The sequence below is a fragment of the Pseudomonas sp. BN414 genome, assembly GCF_029871275.1.
GTDB lineage: Bacteria > Pseudomonadota > Gammaproteobacteria > Pseudomonadales > Pseudomonadaceae > Metapseudomonas > Metapseudomonas resinovorans_C.
Window position 1 is genome coordinate 153,191 of sequence record NZ_SSOL01000078.1, and the last position, 18,042, is coordinate 171,232.

Here is an 18,042-nt window from a genome sequence, read left to right on the forward strand (position 1 = left end):
GGGCGATGACCAGTGCACTAGCATCCGCCGGGCAAACCGGCGATCCAGCGCGTCAGCAGCTCCACCCCTTCACGATGTGCCGTGGAGCGCCCCAGCTCAGGCATCATCACGCTGGGGTCGATGCTCTGGACTCGGTAGATCAGCACTGAGGCATCCGGCTGGCCGGGGTGGATGTCCACCAGGCGGTCGCCTGAGCCCTTGCCCGCCGCCACAGGCTGCTTGCACAAGCCGTAGGGAATACCGAGCGGCGTAGCGGGATCGAGGTAGAGGCCGGAGGTGCGCGCCGGTCCCTTGGGGTTGTGGCAGTGGGCGCAGTTGATATCGAGGTAGCTTCGCGCCTGCTGCTCCAGGTCCTCCCCTTTACGGGGTGCGCTGGCCAGGGCGTTGCGTGGGATGCTGTCCGACACTGGCAGCCCTTGGAGCAAACCCAGGCGCTGCCAGTGTTGCAGCTGGTTTTCCACAGCCTCCGGATAGGTCAGGTCGCGATTCAGATGGCGTGCCTTCGGCCCCAGGGGGAGCAGCCCTTCTCCACGGCTCTCCTCATGACAACCGGCGCACTGGTTGGCGTCGGGCACCTGGTAGTCCACCTGCAATGAGCCGCCCTGCTCGTCGTGCAGTTGCAGCGCTGCACTGGCACCGGCCCATTCCAGGGTCGCGTCCCCCTGCGCCTCATCCCATACGTACGGCAGCGCAACCCAGCCCTGCTGCTGACGCAACAGCACGCGGGTTTCCACCAGCCTTACCTTGGCCAGGGCCAGCCCCTTGGCCGGATCGCGGTCATCCGTAGTGTTCTTCAACAACCGGCCCTGCTCGTCCTTCGGGTAATAGAAGGTCTTGGTCAGCACGGTGCCGACAGGAAAGTCGAAGCGCTCCTCGCCGTAGCGTGCAGCCTGCCCTGCCGGCATCCACAGGGTGCGCAGCTTGTGGGCGTAGTCGCTGAACAGTGGGGTATTCAGGTCATAAACCAGCGCTTCCGTCGCGGGCTGCAGATGACCATCGACCCGCTGCAGCATGCCCCAGCCACTGAGCTTTTCCGGGTAGTTCTCGCCTTCGGGCAGGTAGAGCGCCTCCTGCTGCTGGCCACAGCCGGACAGCAGCAGGAGCAGCAGACACAGCGCTACCCTCATGCCTCCTGCCCCGCCGCTGCCAGGACCACTTCCGGCAGCGGTGGCAGCGTGCAGCGGTGATTGGCCATGTCGGTGCTGATGTTCTTGAAGTTGTTGGGGCCGTCGACGTTGACCAGGGTTGCCGCGCCGTTGTCGACGCAGATGCCCAGTTCGGCCGGCAGCTTGCCGTCTACCACCTTCGCGGGGTTCACGTAGCCGTCCCAGAGGATGTCCGGCAGGCGGCCGTTGAGGCCGAACTTGGCGACCTTGAGGGCCTTCAGTTCGAGGTGGTCGGGGCTGTCGCCGCCCGGCCCGAAGCGATTGCCACGGATGGCGATGCGCTCTGGATAGGGGTCGAAGTCTTCGCTGGTGGATTGGTCGCTGTAGCCGGTGCTGAAGTAACTGCTGACGATGACGTTGGCGGTGCGGTGATTGCCGATGTCGTTGTCGAAGATTTCCACATCGTCGTTGGAGTTGATCACCACGCCAGAACCGGCCGGTACGCTGGCCACCGGTGTGCCCTTGTGGCCGAAGTTGTCGTGGTTGTTGCCCTCCACCTTGTTGCGGTAGATGCGCGTGCCGTGTCCCGGCTGCTGCAGGTTGGGCATGTTGAACACCAGGATGCCGCCAGTATTGCCGGTGGCGACGTTGTCGTAGACGTCGGCGCCGATGGTGTTCTCGATCTCGATGCCGGCGACGTTGCGTTCGGCGCGGCTATTGCGCACCACCACGTTGCGGGACTGGCCGACGTAGATGCCCGCATCCGACGCGCCGATGGCCACCACGCCTTCGATCAGGGTGTTTTCGGTCTGCACCGGGTAGATGCCGTAGGCGCCATTCTCGGTGGCCGGGCCATTGGTCCACTCGGTGCGTACGTTGCGGATGATGATGTTCTTGCCACCCACCACCTTGAGGGCATCACCCTTGCTGTCCTCAAGGGCGAGGTCTTCGATGGTGAAGTCCGAGGCGTCAACCAGCAGCCCTTCGGCACCGGCCTTCTGGCCCTTGAAGCTGAGGATGGTCTTGTCCATGCCGGCGCCCTTGAGCGTTACACCGCTGACCTTGAGGCTGAGGCCGCGATCCAGTTGCCATTTGCCGGCGGGGATTTCGATGACGGAACCGGGCTTGGCCTTGATCAGGCGGGCCTGCAAGTCCTTCTGGAAGTCGGCGTGGGTAACGGGAGAGTCAGCCTGGTCGCCACAGCCGGCGAGCAGGAGGGCAAGAGCCAGTAGAGAGAAGGGGCGCATGGGGCGGTACCGGGTTCTTCTTGTGATTTTGGCACTATAGTGCCAAGCATCATTCTGTAGGAAGAAGCCGACAGACGACAGCGTAGGAGCGAGCCATCGCGAGCAGAGCTCGCTCCTACCAAGAGCCCGGATACGAAAACGCCAGCGCGAAGGCTGGCGTTTTCATCAACGCGGCGCGACTGGCCGCTTGGCGGGCTTCTTCTTCCCGCCTTTCTCCGATGCAGCGGCCTTGTTCTCGGCCTGCTTGCGGGCAAAGGCGGCGGCCTTGGCCTGCTCGCGCTTGTCCCAGGGATTGCTGCCGTCGCTGGCGCGGGGCGGCAGGCCGGTGTGCTGGGTAAGCATCTTGCCGACTTTCTTGCTGCCGGCCGGGGTGGAGTTCTTGCGGCGGGCGCTCTGGTACTCGCCAGTTTCCGGCTGGTAGGTCGGAATCAGCTGGTGCTTGCCGTTGCCTATCAAGTCGGCGCGGCCCATGCGCTCCAGTGCGGCGCGCAGCATCGGCCAGCCCTTCGGATCGTGGTAGCGCAGGAAAGCCTTGTGCAGACGGCGCTGTTCCTCGCTCTTGACGATCGTCACCCCGTCGCTCTTGTAGGTGACCTTGCGCAGGGGGTTCTTGCCGGAGTGGTACATGGCGGTGGCGCTGGCCATGGGAGACGGGTAGAAGGCCTGCACCTGGTCCGCGCGGAAGCCGTTGCGCTTGAGCCAGAGGGCGAGGTTCATCATGTCCTCGTCCGTGGTACCCGGATGGGCGGCGATGAAGTACGGGATCAGGTACTGCTCCTTGCCCGCTTCCTTCGAGAACTTCTCGAACATCTGCTTGAAGCGGTCGTAGGAGCCGATCCCCGGCTTCATCATCTTGTCCAGCGGACCGCGCTCGGTGTGCTCCGGAGCGATCTTCAGGTAGCCGCCGACATGGTGGGTGACCAATTCCTTGACGTATTCCGGCGACTCCACCGCGAGGTCGTAGCGCAGGCCCGAGGCGATGAGGATCTTCTTCACCCCCGGCAGGGCGCGAGCCTTGCGATACAGCTCGATCAGCGAGCTGTGGTCGGTGTTGAGGTTTTCGCAGATGCCCGGGAACACGCAGGACGGCTTGCGGCAGTGTTTCTCGATCTCCGGGTCCTTGCAGGCGATCCGGTACATGTTCGCGGTCGGCCCGCCGAGGTCGGAGACCACGCCGGTGAAGCCCGGGACCTTGTCGCGCATCTCTTCGATCTCACGAATGATCGAATCATGCGAGCGGTTCTGGATGATCCGCCCTTCGTGCTCGGTGATGGAGCAAAAGGTGCAGCCGCCGAAGCAGCCACGCATGATGTTCACCGAGAAGCGAATCATCTCGTAGGCCGGGATCTTTTCCTTGCCGTACGCGGGGTGCGGAACGCGGGCGTAGGGCATGCCGAAGACGTAGTCCATCTCTTCGGTGGTCATCGGGATGGGCGGCGCGTTGAACCACACGTCCACCTCGCCATGGCGCTGCACCAGCGCGCGGGCGTTGCCGGGGTTGGTCTCCAGGTGCAGCACGCGGTTGGCGTGGGCATAGAGCACCGGGTCGTTGCGCACCTTCTCGAAGGACGGCAGGCGGATCACGGTCTTGTCGCGAGTCAGGCGCGGGTTGGGCAGCAACTGCACCACCTTGGCCTCCTCCGGATCGTCGACCGGCCCTTTCTCCTGCTCGATGGCGCAGGCGGCGGTGTCCTGGGTGTTGACGTAGGGGTTGATGATTTTGTCGACATGACCCGGGCGATCAATCCGGGTGGAGTCGATCTCGAACCAGTCCGCTGGGGTGTCGCGGCGAATGAAGGCGGTACCACGCACGTCGGTGATGCTCTCGATGGACTCGCCCCAGGACAGGCGCTGGGCGATCTCGACCACGGCACGTTCGGCATTGCCGTAAAGCAGGATGTCTGCGGTGGCGTCCATGAGGATGGAGCGGCGCACCTTGTCCTGCCAGTAGTCGTAGTGGGCGATGCGGCGCAGGGAGGCCTCGATGCCGCCGAGAATCACCGGCACATGGCTGAAGGCTTCCTTGCAGCGCTGGCTGTACACCAGGCTGGCCCGATCAGGGCGCTTGCCGGCAACGCCGCCAGGGGTATAGGCATCGTCAGAACGGATCTTCTTGTCCGCGGTATAGCGGTTGATCATGGAGTCCATGTTGCCCGCCGCCACGCCGAAGAACAGGTTCGGCTCGCCGAGCTTCATGAAGTCGTCTTTCGAGCGCCAGTCCGGCTGGGCAATGATGCCCACGCGGAAGCCCTGGGCTTCCAGCAGGCGGCCGATGATGGCCATGCCGAAGGACGGATGGTCGACGTAGGCATCGCCGGTCACGATGATGATGTCGCAAGAGTCCCAGCCGAGCTGATCCATCTCTTCCCGGCTCATCGGCAGGAAGGGTGCGGGACCGAAACATTCGGCCCAGTACTTCGGATAGTCGAACAGAGGCTTCGCAGCTTGCATATTTTTTGACCAGCGGGCTTTTTCACGGGGCGCGGAATATAGCACAAATTTTGAGCAAATCCGACGATGACGCTGGGTTTCTTCAAGGCCTGAATGCAACGCTGTAGGAAATCGCGTACAAAGTGATCACAGATTCTCCGGCTCGCTATACTTCGGCCGACCTACAAACCGCCAAGCCGCAGTAGTAAATAACTTACAAGGAGCGTGTGCGGTGCGACGTCCGATCCTTTCCCTCCTCCTGCTCCTCTGCTGGCTGGGCCTCGGCCTGCCTGTGCAGGCAGCTTTCGAACTGACGCCCAAAAGCAGCGGCGCAACGCTCAATGAAGCGATCGACCTGCTGGAAGACCCGGACGGCACGCTGGATATCCAGGACATGGCCAGGCCGGAGGTGCAGCAGCGCTTCGTTCCGGCCGACGGCCGCGCCACCGTCGGCCAGAGCCGCAGCGTGTGGTGGGTGCGCGTGCAGCTCAACCGTACCAGCGACGCCCCTGCGCAATGGTGGCTGGAGAACGCCGGCATCACGGTGTACCGAGTCAGCCTGTTCCTGCCGGACGGCAGCGGTGGCTGGAGCCAGCGCGAATCCAGCGAGGTACTGCCCTTCGCCCAGACTCGCGACTATTCCTACCGGCGCATGCTGTTCAAGTTGCCGGAAATCGGCACCGACCCCCTGACCCTGTACTTCCGCAGCTACGATCCGGCCGGCAACTCCTTCCCGCTCAAGATCTGGCAGGCGGATGACCTGAAAGAACTGAAGTCGACTGAAAACCTCGGCTTCGGACTGGTCTACGGAGTGGTCCTGGCGCTGTTCCTTTACAACCTGTTCATCCTCGCGGCACTCCGCGACAAGGCCTACCTCTGGTACGTGCTGGCCACCGCCTCCGCGCTGGTGTTCATCCTCAGCATGACCGGCCACGGCTTCCAGTACTTCTGGCCGGACCAAGCGGTGCCGATCTGGCTGGACCGCATCACCCTGCCCTCGCTCTGGGGCATCTTCGTGATGCGCTTCACCCAGGAGCTGCTCTACACGCGCCGGGGCCTGCGCTGGGCCGACCGGCTGTTCAATGTGGCCTGCGTGCTCTACGCCCTTGCCATCGTGATCAATGTCTTCGGTTATCGCGCCGAAGGCGCCCTGCTGATCGCCATCACACCCATCGTGACCGTGCCGACAGCCCTGATCAGCGCCGTGGTCCGTTGGCGCCAGGGGTTCATTCCGGCCCGTTTCTATCTGGTGGGCTACGGCACCGTGCTGATCAGCACCGCTGTGCTGGTGATGCGCGCTGCCGGCCTGATCCAGCCGATCAACTTCACCGCCTACATGTTCCCGGTGGCCGTTGCGGCCGAATCGATCCTGTTCTCCTTCGCCCTGGCCTACCGCATCCAGATGCTCAAGCAGGAGCGCTCTGCCGCCCTCGAACAGGCCGACCGCGAAAAAGCCGCACGTCTCGCGCAGATGGAGGCCAGCGCCGATGAACTGCAAGCGGCGGTCACCACCCGTACCGCCGAACTGGCCGCCGCCAACCAGCGTCTCAGCGAGCGGGAGCGCGCCCTGGAACATGCTGCCTTCCACGATGCCCTGACCGACCTGCCGAACCGCCGCTACCTGATCGAGCGCACGGAGTCGGCGCTGGCCAATGCCAAGCGTCATGAGGAACAGCTCGCGCTGATGCTGATCGACCTGGACCACTTCAAACCCATCAACGACCGTTTCGGCCACGACGCCGGCGACGAGATGCTGCGCACCATCGGCCAACGTCTGCGCGAGCATGTCCGTGGTGGAGACGCGGTAGCGCGCCTGGGCGGCGACGAGTTCGCCGTGCTGATCGGCGGGCCGGATGCCGAGGCCGAGGCCTGCAAACTGGCCCGGCGCCTGCTGGAGGAACTGGCGGCGCCGATGTGCTACGGCGCGGAGAAACTGTCGGTGAGCATCAGCATCGGCATCGCGCTCTACCCGCGCCATGCCCGGCATTTCTCCGGGCTTTACCAGACGGCCGACCGGGCGCTGTACAAGGTCAAGGCACGCGGCCGCTCAGGCATGGTGCTGTTCGGTGAGGATGGCGAGCTGTCTTCCGAGACCAGCCTGCAACTGGACGTCCTCAAGACGCCCAGCGGATTGCTGTAAAGGCAGCTTTGCGGGGATCAGGCCAGGTAGCGGCGCGGTACGCGCGCGGTGACCTTGGTCAGCAGCTCGTAGCCGATGGTGCCGCAGGCCTGGGCCAGTTCGTCCACCGGGAGCTGCGCGCCCCAGAGTTCCACGGGGTCGCCAACACGCGCCTCGGGCATCTCGCTGAGGTCCACCGCCAGCATGTCCATGGACACACGCCCCACCAGCGGCACGCGACGGCCGTTGACCACCACCGGGGTGCCACTGGGCGCGTGACGCGGATAACCGTCGGCATAGCCGCAACTGACTGTGCCGATGCGCGACGGCCGCGTGGCTTCCCAGGTCGCGCCATAACCCACGGTTTCTCCGACCTCGATTTCACGTACGCCAATCAGCTGGGCGCTGAGGCTCATGGCGGGCTTCAGGCCCAATTCGGCTGCGCTGAGATCGGCCAGCGGCGTGGCACCGTAGAGCATGATGCCGGGGCGCAGCCAATCCATATGGGATGCCGGCATGGTCAGGATGGCGGCGGAGTTGGCCAGGCTGCGCTGATCGAAGCCGAGTTCCAACAGGTCGAGGAAGGCTTCCAGCTGGACTTCGTTGAGCGTGTGGCCACGCAGGTCGGCGCAGGCGAAATGACTGATCAGGTTGAGCTCCGCCACCTGGGCGGCAGTGCGCAGGCGGGCATGCCAGTGACGCAGGGCATCCGCGGTGAAGCCCAGGCGGTGCATGCCGGAATCCAGCTTGAGCCAGACATTCACGGGGCGACCGATGGCGGCGGCGAGCAGTGCTTCGGCCTGCTCCGGCCCTTGCACCACCAGGTCCAGTCCGAGCTGGGCGGCGAGATGATACTCGGCCGGCTCGAAGCAGCCTTCCAGCAACAGCACCCGCGCCTCGTCGTCGAGGGCGCGCACTTCGGCGGCCTCTTCCAGACAGGCAACGGCAAAGCCATCGGCTTCCCCACGCAGGCTGGCGACCACTTCACGCACGCCGTGGCCATAGGCATTCGCCTTGACCACCGCAAAGGCCTGGCGCCCCGGCGCACAGCGCTTGGCGAGGGCATAGTTGTGGCGGATGGCGGAAAGGTCGACGGCAGCGATCAGCGGGCGCATTGAGACAGGCTCATGAACGAAAACGGGCGCCCATCATACCGCCTGGACGCCCGCATTCATTGACCTGCAGCTTATTCGTCGTCGAACTGATACGCGCCAGGCGCGAGGTTCTCGAAACGCGAGTACTTGCCGAGGAAGGCCAGCCGCGCGGTGCCCAGCGGACCGTTACGCTGCTTGCCGATGATGATTTCGGCCACGCCCTTGAACTCGGTCTCGGGGTGGTACACCTCGTCGCGGTACACGAACAGGATGATGTCGGCGTCCTGCTCGATCGCCCCGGATTCGCGAAGGTCGGAGTTGATCGGGCGTTTGTTCGGGCGCTGCTCGAGGCCCCGGTTCAACTGGGACAGGGCGATAACCGGGCAGTTGAACTCCTTGGCCAGAGCCTTGAGCGAGCGCGAGATCTCGGAGATTTCGTTCACCCGGCTATCGCCGCTGGAACCGGGAATCTGCATCAGCTGCAGGTAGTCGACCATGATCAGGCCGATCTCGCCGTGCTCGCGCGCCAGACGGCGGGTACGGGCGCGCATCTCGGAGGGCGAGATGCCGGCGGTGTCATCGATGAACAGCTTGCGGTCATTGAGCAGATTGACCGCGGAAGTCAGGCGCGGCCAATCGTCGTCGTCCAGGCGGCCGGCGCGGACCTTGGTCTGGTCGATGCGACCGAGGGACGCGAGCATACGAATCACGATGGATTCGGAGGGCATCTCCAGGGAGTACACCAGGATCGCCTTGTCGCTGCGCATCAGGGCGTTTTCCACCAGGTTCATGGCGAAGGTGGTCTTACCCATGGACGGACGGCCAGCGACGATGATCATGTCGGCCGGCTGCAGGCCGCTGGTCAGGTTGTCGAGGTCGTTGAAACCGGTGGACAGGCCGGTGATGGCATCGCCGTTGTTGAACAGCTCGTCGATGCGGTCGATGGCCTTGACCAGGATGTCATTGATACCCACCGGGCCGCCGGTTTTCGGGCGCGCCTCGGCGATCTGGAAGATCAGGCGCTCGGCTTCGTCGAGGATCTCTTCGCCGGTCCGCCCCTGGGGGGCATAGGCGCTGTCGGCGATTTCAGTGCTGATGCCGATCAGCTGGCGCAGCGTGGCGCGCTCGCGAATGATCTGGGCATAGGCCTTGATGTTGGCCACCGACGGGGTGTTCTTCGCCAGTTCGCCGAGGTAGGCGAGGCCGCCGACCTGGGACAGTTGGCCTTCCTTGTCCAGCTGCTCGGACAGGGTGACCACGTCGAACGGCATGTTGCGTTCGGCCAGCTTGAAGATGGCGCGGAAGATCAGCCGATGATCGTGACGATAGAAGTCGCCGTCGGACACCTGGTCGAGCACGCGCTCCCAGGCATTGTTGTCCAGCATCAGGCCCCCGAGGACGGCCTGCTCGGCCTCGATGGAGTGCGGCGGCACCTTGAGGGAGGCGGTTTGCAGGTCGAACTGTTCCGGGGCGGTGATTTCGTTCATGGGCTCGGAAAATTCTCGGGCTGGAAAGACATCGGGCACGTCACCGCTTTCGCAATGACGTGCCCGATGTTAGCGAGCCCGCACCTGAGTGCAAGCTCACTTCGACGGCTTGCTTAGCCGGCAACCACGATCAGCTTGACCGCAGCTTCAACGTCGGTGTGCAGGTGCAGAGCAACGTCGTATTCGCCAACTTGGCGAATGGTGCCGTTCGGCAGGCGGACTTCGGCCTTGGCAACCGGAACGCCAGCGGCGGTCAGGGCGTCAGCGATGTCGTGGGTGCCGATGGAACCGAACAGCTTGCCTTCGTCGCCGGCGCTGGCAGTGATGGTCACTTCCAGTTCGGACAGCTGGGCAGCGCGGGCTTCGGCAGCAGCCTTCTTGTCGGCAGCCTGCTTTTCCAGCTCAGCGCGGCGGGCTTCGAACGCAGCAACGTTCGCAGCGGTAGCAGCGGTGGCCTTGCCTTTCGGCAGCAGGAAGTTACGGCCGTAGCCGGACTTTACGTTCACCTTGTCGCCCAGGTTGCCCAGGTTGGCGATTTTTTCCAGCAGGATGACTTCCATTTGGGTCTTACCTCTTAACTTTTAACCTTCACCGTTCGCGGGACCGGCGCCATTCTTGCGCGCCTTGCGACCGCGAAAATCAATCAGACTGTCGACGATGGCCAAAACCACCAGCAACGGATAGATCAACTGCATGAACAGCAACAGCGACACGTACAGACCGACCAGCCAGAAACCGGCCAACCCACCCTGCTTCGCCAGACCGTGCACCAGTGCCAGGCCGGCGAAAGCCAGCGGCACGCTGCAGATCGGTGTCAGCATCGCCAGCTCCAGGCCCAGGTTCGGCCCCAGCAGCATGGCGGCCAGCAGGCCGAAGGCCAGTGCCGGCGGCAGTTTCAGCGCGCGGAACTCGCTGCCGAAACCACCAGGGTTGTACAGGGCTGCCTGCCAGTAGCGACCGAGCGTCAGGCTCAGCACGCTGACCAGCTGCAGCAGCGCAGCGATCAGGCCGGTCAGGACCGGCGCGACCATGGCTCCCAGACGCGCTCGCTCGTCATCCGCCAATTGCGAATAGACGCCCCCCATCACCTGCGGCATGAGCTTCTGCAGCTCACCCGCCATGGCGGCAATGGGTTCGCGGAACACCGCGCCCAGCACCAGGCCGTACAACAGACCAAGCGCCACGCTGATCATCAGCACCCGCGTCCAGGACACGCTGGAACGCAGTACCAGAGCCAACCCCAGCGCACCGAGCAGTACCATCAAGGTGCGCGGTTCGCCGAAATACCACCAGCCAAGAGCTGGCAGAAGGGCCCAGGCAATGATGCCGAGAGCATCGTTCACACCACGCCGCAGGAGCACCAGGCAACCTGCGGCTGCGCTCAGCCAGAACATCAGGGGCAGAGCCGCTGCACCCACCACCACGAGGGTGGCCTGCATACGGCCGCGCATGATGAATTCCGCCAGAGCGCGCATTGCGATCTATCCCTTACCTAGGTCGACCGACCGAGATCAACGGCCGTGGCTGTCGGTGTAGGGCAGCAGGGCCAGGTAGCGGGCGCGCTTGATAGCGGTAGCCAGCTGACGCTGATACTTGGCTTTGGTGCCGGTGATACGGCTCGGAACGATCTTGCCGGTTTCGGAGACGTATGCCTTCAGGGTGTTGAGATCCTTGAAGTCGATCTCTTTCACGCCTTCAGCGGTGAAACGGCAGAACTTACGACGACGGAAGAAACGTGCCATGAACTTGGCTCCTCAATAGATCCGTGGATTACTCGTCAGCGTTGTCGCTGTCTTCGCCTTCGGCGACAGCGTCAGTCTCAACGCGCTCACGGCGCTCACGGCGCTCGTTGCGGTTTTCCTCGGCCTTGAGCATCTCGGACTGGCCAGTGATGGCTTCGTCGCGACGGATGACCAGGTTACGGATGACGGCGTCGTTGTAGCGGAAGTTGTCTTCCAGCTCGGCGAGGGCTTTGCCGCTGCACTCAACGTTCAGCATCACGTAGTGAGCCTTGTGAACGTTGTTGATGGCGTAGGCCAGCTGACGACGGCCCCAGTCTTCCAGGCGGTGAATCTTGCCACCGTCTTCTTCGATGAGCTTGGTGTAGCGCTCAACCATGCCGCCAACCTGCTCGCTCTGGTCCGGGTGAACCAGGAAGATGATTTCGTAATGACGCATAAATGCTCCTTACGGGTTGTAGCCTGCCAACATCGTGGTCAGGCAAGGAGTGAATATCTCGTTTGGGCTTGCCGGGTCGGGGACGTGCGCGAGCCTGCCCCCACGGCAAGGGGCGACATTCTAGAGAAGGGTCGAATGCCGCGCAAGATGAATTGGTGAAACTTTGAACAGCCCCGGACAGCAGGAAAGCTATCCGGGACAGACAGGCCTCAGGGGCGACTGCGGCGCTGGCGCACTGCCTCGAACAGGCAGACGCCGGTGGCCACGGAGACGTTGAGACTGCTGACGCTGCCGGACATGGGCAGCTTGACCAGGTAATCGCAATGCTCGCGAGTCAGGCGGCGCATGCCCTTGCCTTCCGCGCCCATGACCAGCACGGTCGGACCGGTCATGTCCTGTTCATAGACTTCCTGCTCCGCCTCACCGGCAGTGCCGACTACCCACAAGCCCTTCTTCTGCAGCTTCTCCAAGGTACGCGACAGGTTGGTCACCGCCACCAGCGGCATGACTTCCGCCGCGCCGCAGGCAACCTTGCGCACGGTGGCGTTGAGGGTGGCGGACTTGTCCTTTGGCACGATCACCGCGAGCACGCCGGCGGCATCGGCGGTGCGCAGGCAGGCACCGAGGTTGTGCGGATCGGTGACGCCATCCAGGGCGAGCAGCAAGGGTGCGCCCGGGCTGCGCTCAAGCAGCTCGTCGAGCATGTTCTCGCCCCAGACCTGGCTGGGACTGACCTCGGCCACCACGCCCTGGTGGACGCCTTCGGCCCACTCGTCCAGCTCGTGGCGATCCTTGTGGCCAACCGCGATGCGATGCTGCCCCGCCAGGTCGAGAAGGACCTGGATCCGCGGATCATGTCGACTTTCCGCCAGCCAGAGCTGCTTGACGCGTTTGGGGTGATGGCGCAGCAGCGCCTCCACGGCATGTACGCCGTAGACCTTTTCCAACTGACTCATTTCTGGACCTTGCTACCAGGCGCCTTGGGTTTTGGCGGACCTTTGCGGTGTTTCGTGGGTTTGCCGGTGGACTTGGCTTTCGCCGCCTTGGATTTTTTCTTCGGCGGCTTGGAGCCTGTCCTGGCGGCATCGTTAGCCGGTTTTTCCAGCGTTTTCTGGGCCGGGCGCGTACCTTTGCTGGCCTTGGCCCCCTGACGTGCCTCGCTGAGCAGCGCCTGTTTCATGGCCCTGCTCTTGTCCACATCGGTATTGCCAAGCATGTCTTCTGCCTGGGCGAGCATTTCCGGTGGCACTGCCGGCAACGCCTGGACCTTCCCAGCGCGGTGGCGACGCGGCGCCACGGCTGCCCGCGGCTCCTGCTGGAGGGTTGAAGTATCTCGCTGGGCGTGGCGGGCAGCGCCCTTGGCACCCCGACTGCGGCCCTTGCCGACCGTGGGCTCGGCAGCCTTGGCCTTGCCTTTGACCGGAGCGGACTTGTCGGTGCCGCGATTCTTGCGACCAACCGGTGCGGTGAGGACGTTGTCGGAGAGTTCGAAATCGATCTTGCGCTCGTCCAGATCGACCCGAGCGACCACCACTTCCACCTCGTCACCCAGACGGAAACTGCGTCCAGAGCGCTCGCCGGAGAGGCGATGATGGATGGGATCGAAGTGATAGTAATCGCCCGGCAATGCGGTCACGTGCACCAGGCCTTCGACATAGATGTCGATCAGCTCGACGAAGATGCCGAAGCCGGTCACTGCCGATATCACACCGGGGAAGGTCTCGCCCACGCGATCACGCATGTACTCGCACTTGAGCCAGTTGGTGACATCGCGGGTCGCTTCGTCAGCACGCCGTTCGGTCATCGAGCACTGCTCGCCGAGCTGGACCAGGCGCGCTTCGTCGTACGGGTAGATGCGCGCCTTGGGCATGCTCGCCGCGCCGGCCCGCTGCACATGGGCGCTTTCGCGCTTGGAGCGGATCAGGCTGCGAATGGCGCGATGCACCAGCAGGTCCGGGTAGCGCCGGATGGGCGAGGTGAAGTGGGTGTACGCGTCGTAGTTGAGGCCGAAGTGCCCCTCGTTGTCCGGGCTGTACACGGCCTGACTGAGGGAGCGCAGCATCACCGTCTGGATCAGGTGATAGTCCGGGCGCTCGCGAATCTTCTCGAGCAGCGCCTGGTAGTCACTCGGCGTCGGCTCGTTCTTGCCGCGATTGAGGGACAACCCCAGCTCGGCGAGGAACTGTCGCAGCTTGTCCAGACGCTCGCTCGGCGGACCGTCGTGGACACGGTAGAGCGCCGGAATCTCGTGCTGCATAAGGAAGCGCGCGGTGGCCACGTTGGCGCACAGCATGCACTCCTCGATCAGCTTGTGGGCGTCATTGCGCTGGGTCGGCAGGATCTCGGAGATCTTGCGGTCGGCGCTGAAGACGATGCGGGTTTCCTGGGTCTCGAAGTCGATGGCTCCACGCACCTGGCGCTGCGCCAGCAAAACCTTGTAGAGCTTGTAGAGTTGCTGAAGCGGCTTGACCAGATGCGGCAGCTGCCCGGCGAACTGTTCCGCTTCGGCGGAATCCGGGGTTTCCAGGAACTGGCTGACCTTCGTATAGGTAAGCCGCGCATGGGAATGAATGACCGCCTCGTAGAACTCGTACCCGGTCAACTTGCCGGCGCGGGAAATGGTCATATCGCAGACCATCGCCAGGCGGTCCACCAGCGGGTTCAGGGAGCAGAGGCCGTTGGAAAGCACCTCGGGCAACATCGGAATGACCTTCTCCGGGAAGTACACCGAGTTGCCACGGTTGCTCGCTTCTTCATCCAGCGCCGAGCCCACCTTTACATAGTGGGAAACGTCGGCGATGGCGACGACCAGGCGCCAGCCGCCACCTTTGCGGGCCTCGGCATAAACGGCGTCGTCGAAGTCACGGGCGTCTTCGCCGTCGATAGTGACCAGGGGCAGGTCGCGCAGGTCGATGCGCTTCTCCTTGTCCTTCTCGGCCACCTCGGGCTTGAGCTTGGCCGCTTCCTTGATCACAGCCGCCGGCCATTCGTGCGGGATGTCGTAGCTGCGCAGGGCGACTTCGATCTCCATGCCCGGCGCCATGTATTCGCCCAGCACTTCGATCACTTCGCCCTGGGCCAGGCGGAAGTTGCTCGGCCACTGCTCGATCTTCACCTGGACGAACTGGCCGTGCTTGGCCGCGCCCTGCTTGCCCTGGGGCACCAGGACTTCCTGCTGGATCTTCGGATTGTCGGCCACCACCCGGGCGATGCCGCTTTCTTCAAAGAAACGGCCGACCAGGGTTTCGTGGGCGCGCGCGATCACTTCCACCAGGGCACCTTCGCGACGGCCACGGCGATCGACGCCGGAAACCCGCGCCAACGCGCGGTCGCCATCGAACACCAAGCGCATCTGCGCGGGGCTGAGGAAGAGGTCTTCGGAAGCGTCGTCAGGAATGAGGAAGCCGAAACCATCGCGGTGACCGCTGATGCGACCACAGATAAGGTCGAGCTTGTCCACCGGTGCATAGGTTCCGCGACGTGTATAGATAAGCTGGCCATCGCGCTCCATGGCGCGGAGTCGACGACGCAGAGCTTCGAGCTGCTCGTCGGTGGTCAGGCCGAACTCTTCCACCAGCTGCTCCCGACTGGCCGGGGCGCCGCGTTCGTCGAGGCGCTGCAGGATCAATTCGCGGCTGGGGATGGGGTTCTCGTATTTTTCCGCCTCACGAGCGGCCTCGGGGTCGAGGTTCTGCCAATCGGCCATTAGGGGGTGATCACCTTTTTATCCATAGAGGGATTTGCCATGTGTCTTATTGAAGCGCGAATTCCGATTGTCGGTCAGCTTAGTCCGAAGAATAATTTTTTTCGCGCTCAGGGGTTTACAACACAAAAGTCGGCTCGTATAGTTCGCGCCCACAGCGTCGCTGAGACGTTGTGAAGGAAGTGAATGAGCAATCATCGCATCCTAAAGTGCCCAGGTGGCGGAATTGGTAGACGCACTAGGTTCAGGTCCTAGCGGTGGCAACACCGTGGAAGTTCGAGTCTTCTCCTGGGCACCATTTTCAAAAACCGAGCCGCGAAGCTCGGTTTCGTTTTAACGGACTGTACGGTTCCGTGTCGTTATACGATGAACACCGTATAAGTCGATGAGCGATCATCGCAATGTGCCCAGGTGGCGGAATTGGTAGACGCACTAGGTTCAGGTCCTAGCGGTGGCAACACCGTGGAAGTTCGAGTCTTCTCCTGGGCACCACTCTTCAACAAAGCCGAGCTCTGCTCGGCTTTGTGCTTTCTGGCTTCCGGCAATTCCGCGACTGCCACCCGATAAAGAGGCGAGCTTGCGCCCGCCCCTTCCTTAATCCCTTTACGCCTTGAACTGCCCCAGGCTGGCCTTCAACTGATCAGCCAAGCCGGCGAGCACGCGCCCGCTGCTGGCAGTCGCCGCTACCGCTTCGGCCGCCCGACTGGCCTCGATGTGAATCACATCGACCCGGCCACGAACACCGTCGGCCCCGGTCGCCTGATGCTCCGCCGCACGAGCCGCCGCCTGCACCGCACCATGCACCTGCTCCACGGCCTGCTGCACGTTCTGCTGCAGGCGCTCGCTGTCACGCAACGCCTCCAGCCCCTCCACTGCACGCTCGCGCGCCTGGGAAATCGCCGACACGGCCTCACGCGCACCGGTCTGCAGGGCCACGATGTGTTCCTGGATATCGCCGGTGGACTGCTGGGTCTTGCTGGCCAGCGCCCGCACCTCATCGGCGACGACGGCAAAACCACGCCCGCTCTCCCCCGCTCTCGCCGCCTCGATGGCTGCGTTCAACGCCAGCAGGTTGGTCTGCTCGGCAATGCCATGAATCACCGACAGAACCATTTCTATCTGCTGACTCTGCCGCGCCAGTCGCTCGATCACTTCGGAGCCGTTCTGGACCCGCGCCTCCAGATTCTCGATCAGGCCTCCCACCTTGCGCGCGATGGCAGCATTGTCCTGCGCCGCCTGGCGAATCTCGCCCACCTGACGCAAGGCATCCTGCATCGCCTGGCTTTCAGCCTGGGCTTCCGCCGCCATCCCGGCCAACGCACTCAGGCTGCCTTCCACCTCACTGCGCTGGCGGTGTGCCGCGGCCTCGGCGGACTGGCTGCGCTCGGACAGCGCCCGGATTTCCACGCCAGTGCGCTGCGCCACATCCCCCGCCTCACGGACGATGGGCTGCAGCTTGTCGACGAAGCGGTTTACCGCGGTGGCCATTTCGCCGACCTCATCACGACTGTCGAGTTTGACGCGACGCGTCAGGTCGCCTTCGCCCGCAGCCAGGTCGTTCAGGGCATTGATCAGCAGGCGCAGTCGCACCACCACGCGGCGCCCGAGCACCACGGCCAGCACCAACAGGACGCCGAGGCCGACCAACGCCAACCCCAGGCCGATGCGCCAGCGCAACTCAGCCGCCGCCGACTCCACCGCCTGACGGGTACCCACATTCATGCTGCCAGCAGCTTCCCGGGCAGACTGCAGGCGAGCCGTCAGGACCGCACTGCTTTCGCTGGCAGCGCCGGAGAGGCTTTCGCTCACCAGCTCGCCTCCGCTAGCGATCAGCGCGACGAAGCGCTGATCCAGCGCCTTCAACTGCTCCTCCACCGCGGCAGTCGAGACACCCATGCGCACCTTGCCGATTTCCACGCCATTGGGACTGATGGGCGCTTCCACCAGGTAGACGGTGGGATCGCTGGCCGCTGCATTCAGCACCTTATCCAGGGCGCGATCACCCTGCCCTTTAGCCAACAGCGCCTTGATCTGCGGGTTCTCGCGATTGAGGTAACGCGTCAGGTGCTGACCATTGGCATCGTCGTAGACGACGAAGAGCACATTGGGATTGCGCTGGGCACGACGGGCGAACTCGGACAGGGTGGGCACATCGTTGTCCCACATGGCCCGCGGCGCTACGGCCGCCAGCAATTGAGCCAGGTCGTTGGCCGACTCCTTGAGGCTCTGTTCCAGGGTCTGACGTAACTGGCCCTGCTCCTGCTGAAGCCGCTCGCTCAGGGCCGCCCCCAAACGCTCACGGGTCTTCGCGGAGAGGGCACTCAGACTGCCGGAAACTTCTTGCCCGGCCTGCTCGAGATCGCCCGCCAGGCGCTGGGTGTCGCCACCCAGGCGCACGCCCAGCTCTTCCACCAGCGAGTTCACAGTGCCCCGCGTAAGAGCAACCGCGACCAGCACCTGCACCAGGAGGGCAATGCCCAGCGCTATGAAGACCGGACGAAGCAAACGGCTTTGCAACAAAGACAGGATGGCTGACACGACTTGTGGCTCCTTTACGACCGTTACCGCTATAACGGCGACAACCCGGATTTATAAAGTGCCAGCAAGGTACGTGCCGACCGGTAGCGCGACATTCGCGGTCACTGAAACGACGAAGGGCCGCACATGGCGGCCCTTCG

13 protein-coding genes and 2 tRNA genes are annotated in these 18,042 nt (G+C 63.7%); 3 read left to right on the forward strand and 12 right to left on the reverse strand.

Annotated elements, in window-relative coordinates; translation table 11 throughout:
* Nucleotides 1-17: 17 nt before the first annotated feature.
* The 3 genes from E8E95_RS26060 to E8E95_RS26070 form a co-directional block, all read right to left on the reverse strand.
* On the reverse strand, nt 18-1,127 hold the full coding sequence (locus E8E95_RS26060; protein ID WP_280355000.1) for an SO2930 family diheme c-type cytochrome: 1,110 nt from the start codon (nt 1,125-1,127) through the stop codon (nt 18-20).
* On the reverse strand, nt 1,124-2,353 hold the full coding sequence (locus E8E95_RS26065) for a parallel beta-helix domain-containing protein (protein ID WP_280355002.1): 1,230 nt from the start codon (nt 2,351-2,353) through the stop codon (nt 1,124-1,126). Before E8E95_RS26065 ends, E8E95_RS26060 begins: the two co-directional genes overlap by 4 nt.
* A 165-nt stretch (nt 2,354-2,518) precedes the next feature.
* Complete coding sequence (locus E8E95_RS26070) at nt 2,519-4,804, reverse strand: YgiQ family radical SAM protein (protein ID WP_280355003.1); 2,286 nt, start codon at nt 4,802-4,804, stop codon at nt 2,519-2,521.
* Nucleotides 4,805-5,015: 211 nt separating this feature from the next.
* Between E8E95_RS26070 and E8E95_RS26075 the strand changes: the two genes are divergently transcribed.
* Entirely contained in the window at nt 5,016-6,923 is a 1,908-nt protein-coding gene (locus tag E8E95_RS26075) for a diguanylate cyclase (RefSeq protein ID WP_280355004.1), read from the forward strand.
* A gap of 17 nt (nt 6,924-6,940) precedes the next feature.
* Here E8E95_RS26075 and alr read toward each other — a convergent pair whose 3' ends face one another.
* From alr to rnr, 8 genes are all read right to left on the reverse strand, one after another.
* Nucleotides 6,941-8,017, reverse strand: a complete 1,077-nt coding sequence (gene alr / locus E8E95_RS26080; protein WP_280355006.1) for an alanine racemase — start codon at nt 8,015-8,017, stop codon at nt 6,941-6,943.
* 71 nt (nt 8,018-8,088) lie between these two features.
* Nucleotides 8,089-9,483 carry a replicative DNA helicase gene (dnaB, locus tag E8E95_RS26085; protein WP_280355008.1) on the reverse strand — a complete coding sequence of 465 codons (1,395 nt, stop codon included), beginning with the start codon at nt 9,481-9,483 and terminating at the stop codon, nt 8,089-8,091.
* 113 nt (nt 9,484-9,596) lie between these two features.
* Nucleotides 9,597-10,043: a 50S ribosomal protein L9 gene (rplI, locus tag E8E95_RS26090; protein ID WP_280355010.1), complete on the reverse strand. Its 447-nt coding sequence runs from the start codon at nt 10,041-10,043 to the stop codon at nt 9,597-9,599.
* Nucleotides 10,044-10,064: 21 nt separating this feature from the next.
* Nucleotides 10,065-10,958 (reverse strand): hypothetical protein, encoded by an 894-nt coding sequence (locus E8E95_RS26095; RefSeq protein WP_280355012.1) that lies wholly within the window; start codon nt 10,956-10,958, stop codon nt 10,065-10,067.
* A gap of 36 nt (nt 10,959-10,994) precedes the next feature.
* Entirely contained in the window at nt 10,995-11,225 is a 231-nt protein-coding gene (rpsR, locus tag E8E95_RS26100; RefSeq protein WP_016495030.1) for a 30S ribosomal protein S18, read from the reverse strand.
* Nucleotides 11,226-11,253: 28 nt separating this feature from the next.
* Nucleotides 11,254-11,661 carry a 30S ribosomal protein S6 gene (gene rpsF, locus E8E95_RS26105; RefSeq protein ID WP_077523742.1) on the reverse strand — a complete coding sequence of 136 codons (408 nt, stop codon included), beginning with the start codon at nt 11,659-11,661 and terminating at the stop codon, nt 11,254-11,256.
* Nucleotides 11,662-11,870: 209 nt separating this feature from the next.
* On the reverse strand, nt 11,871-12,617 hold the full coding sequence (gene rlmB, locus E8E95_RS26110; RefSeq protein ID WP_280355015.1) for a 23S rRNA (guanosine(2251)-2'-O)-methyltransferase RlmB: 747 nt from the start codon (nt 12,615-12,617) through the stop codon (nt 11,871-11,873).
* A complete protein-coding gene (gene rnr, locus E8E95_RS26115) occupies nt 12,614-15,367 on the reverse strand; it encodes a ribonuclease R (RefSeq protein ID WP_280355016.1) in 2,754 nt (917 codons plus the stop codon). The genes rlmB and rnr overlap by 4 nt, the downstream gene beginning before the upstream one ends.
* Before the next feature lie 208 nt (nt 15,368-15,575).
* Between rnr and E8E95_RS26120 the strand changes: the two genes are divergently transcribed.
* Nucleotides 15,576-15,662: transfer RNA gene (locus tag E8E95_RS26120), tRNA-Leu, on the forward strand.
* 107 nt (nt 15,663-15,769) lie between these two features.
* Nucleotides 15,770-15,856 (forward strand) — tRNA-Leu (locus E8E95_RS26125).
* A gap of 111 nt (nt 15,857-15,967) precedes the next feature.
* On the opposite strand, the gene E8E95_RS26130 is transcribed toward E8E95_RS26125, so the two are convergent.
* Entirely contained in the window at nt 15,968-17,902 is a 1,935-nt protein-coding gene (locus E8E95_RS26130; protein ID WP_280355017.1) for a methyl-accepting chemotaxis protein, read from the reverse strand.
* Nucleotides 17,903-18,042 lie beyond the last annotated feature (140 nt).

Bases quoted from the DNA above. Each gene is read 5' to 3' on its own strand.
- E8E95_RS26060 (WP_280355000.1), bottom strand. From the start codon at position 1,127: ATGAGGGTAGCGCTGTGTCTGCTGCTCCTGCTGCTGTCCGGCTGTGGC.
- E8E95_RS26065 (WP_280355002.1), bottom strand. From the start codon at position 2,353: ATGCGCCCCTTCTCTCTACTGGCTCTTGCCCTCCTGCTCGCCGGCTGT.
- E8E95_RS26070 (WP_280355003.1), bottom strand. From the start codon at position 4,804: ATGCAAGCTGCGAAGCCTCTGTTCGACTATCCGAAGTACTGGGCCGAA.
- alr (WP_280355006.1), bottom strand. From the start codon at position 8,017: ATGCGCCCGCTGATCGCTGCCGTCGACCTTTCCGCCATCCGCCACAAC.
- dnaB (WP_280355008.1), bottom strand. From the start codon at position 9,483: ATGAACGAAATCACCGCCCCGGAACAGTTCGACCTGCAAACCGCCTCC.
- rplI (WP_280355010.1), bottom strand. From the start codon at position 10,043: ATGGAAGTCATCCTGCTGGAAAAAATCGCCAACCTGGGCAACCTGGGC.
- E8E95_RS26095 (WP_280355012.1), bottom strand. From the start codon at position 10,958: ATGCGCGCTCTGGCGGAATTCATCATGCGCGGCCGTATGCAGGCCACC.
- rpsR (WP_016495030.1), bottom strand. From the start codon at position 11,225: ATGGCACGTTTCTTCCGTCGTCGTAAGTTCTGCCGTTTCACCGCTGAA.
- rpsF (WP_077523742.1), bottom strand. From the start codon at position 11,661: ATGCGTCATTACGAAATCATCTTCCTGGTTCACCCGGACCAGAGCGAG.
- rlmB (WP_280355015.1), bottom strand. From the start codon at position 12,617: ATGAGTCAGTTGGAAAAGGTCTACGGCGTACATGCCGTGGAGGCGCTG.
- rnr (WP_280355016.1), bottom strand. From the start codon at position 15,367: ATGGCCGATTGGCAGAACCTCGACCCCGAGGCCGCTCGTGAGGCGGAA.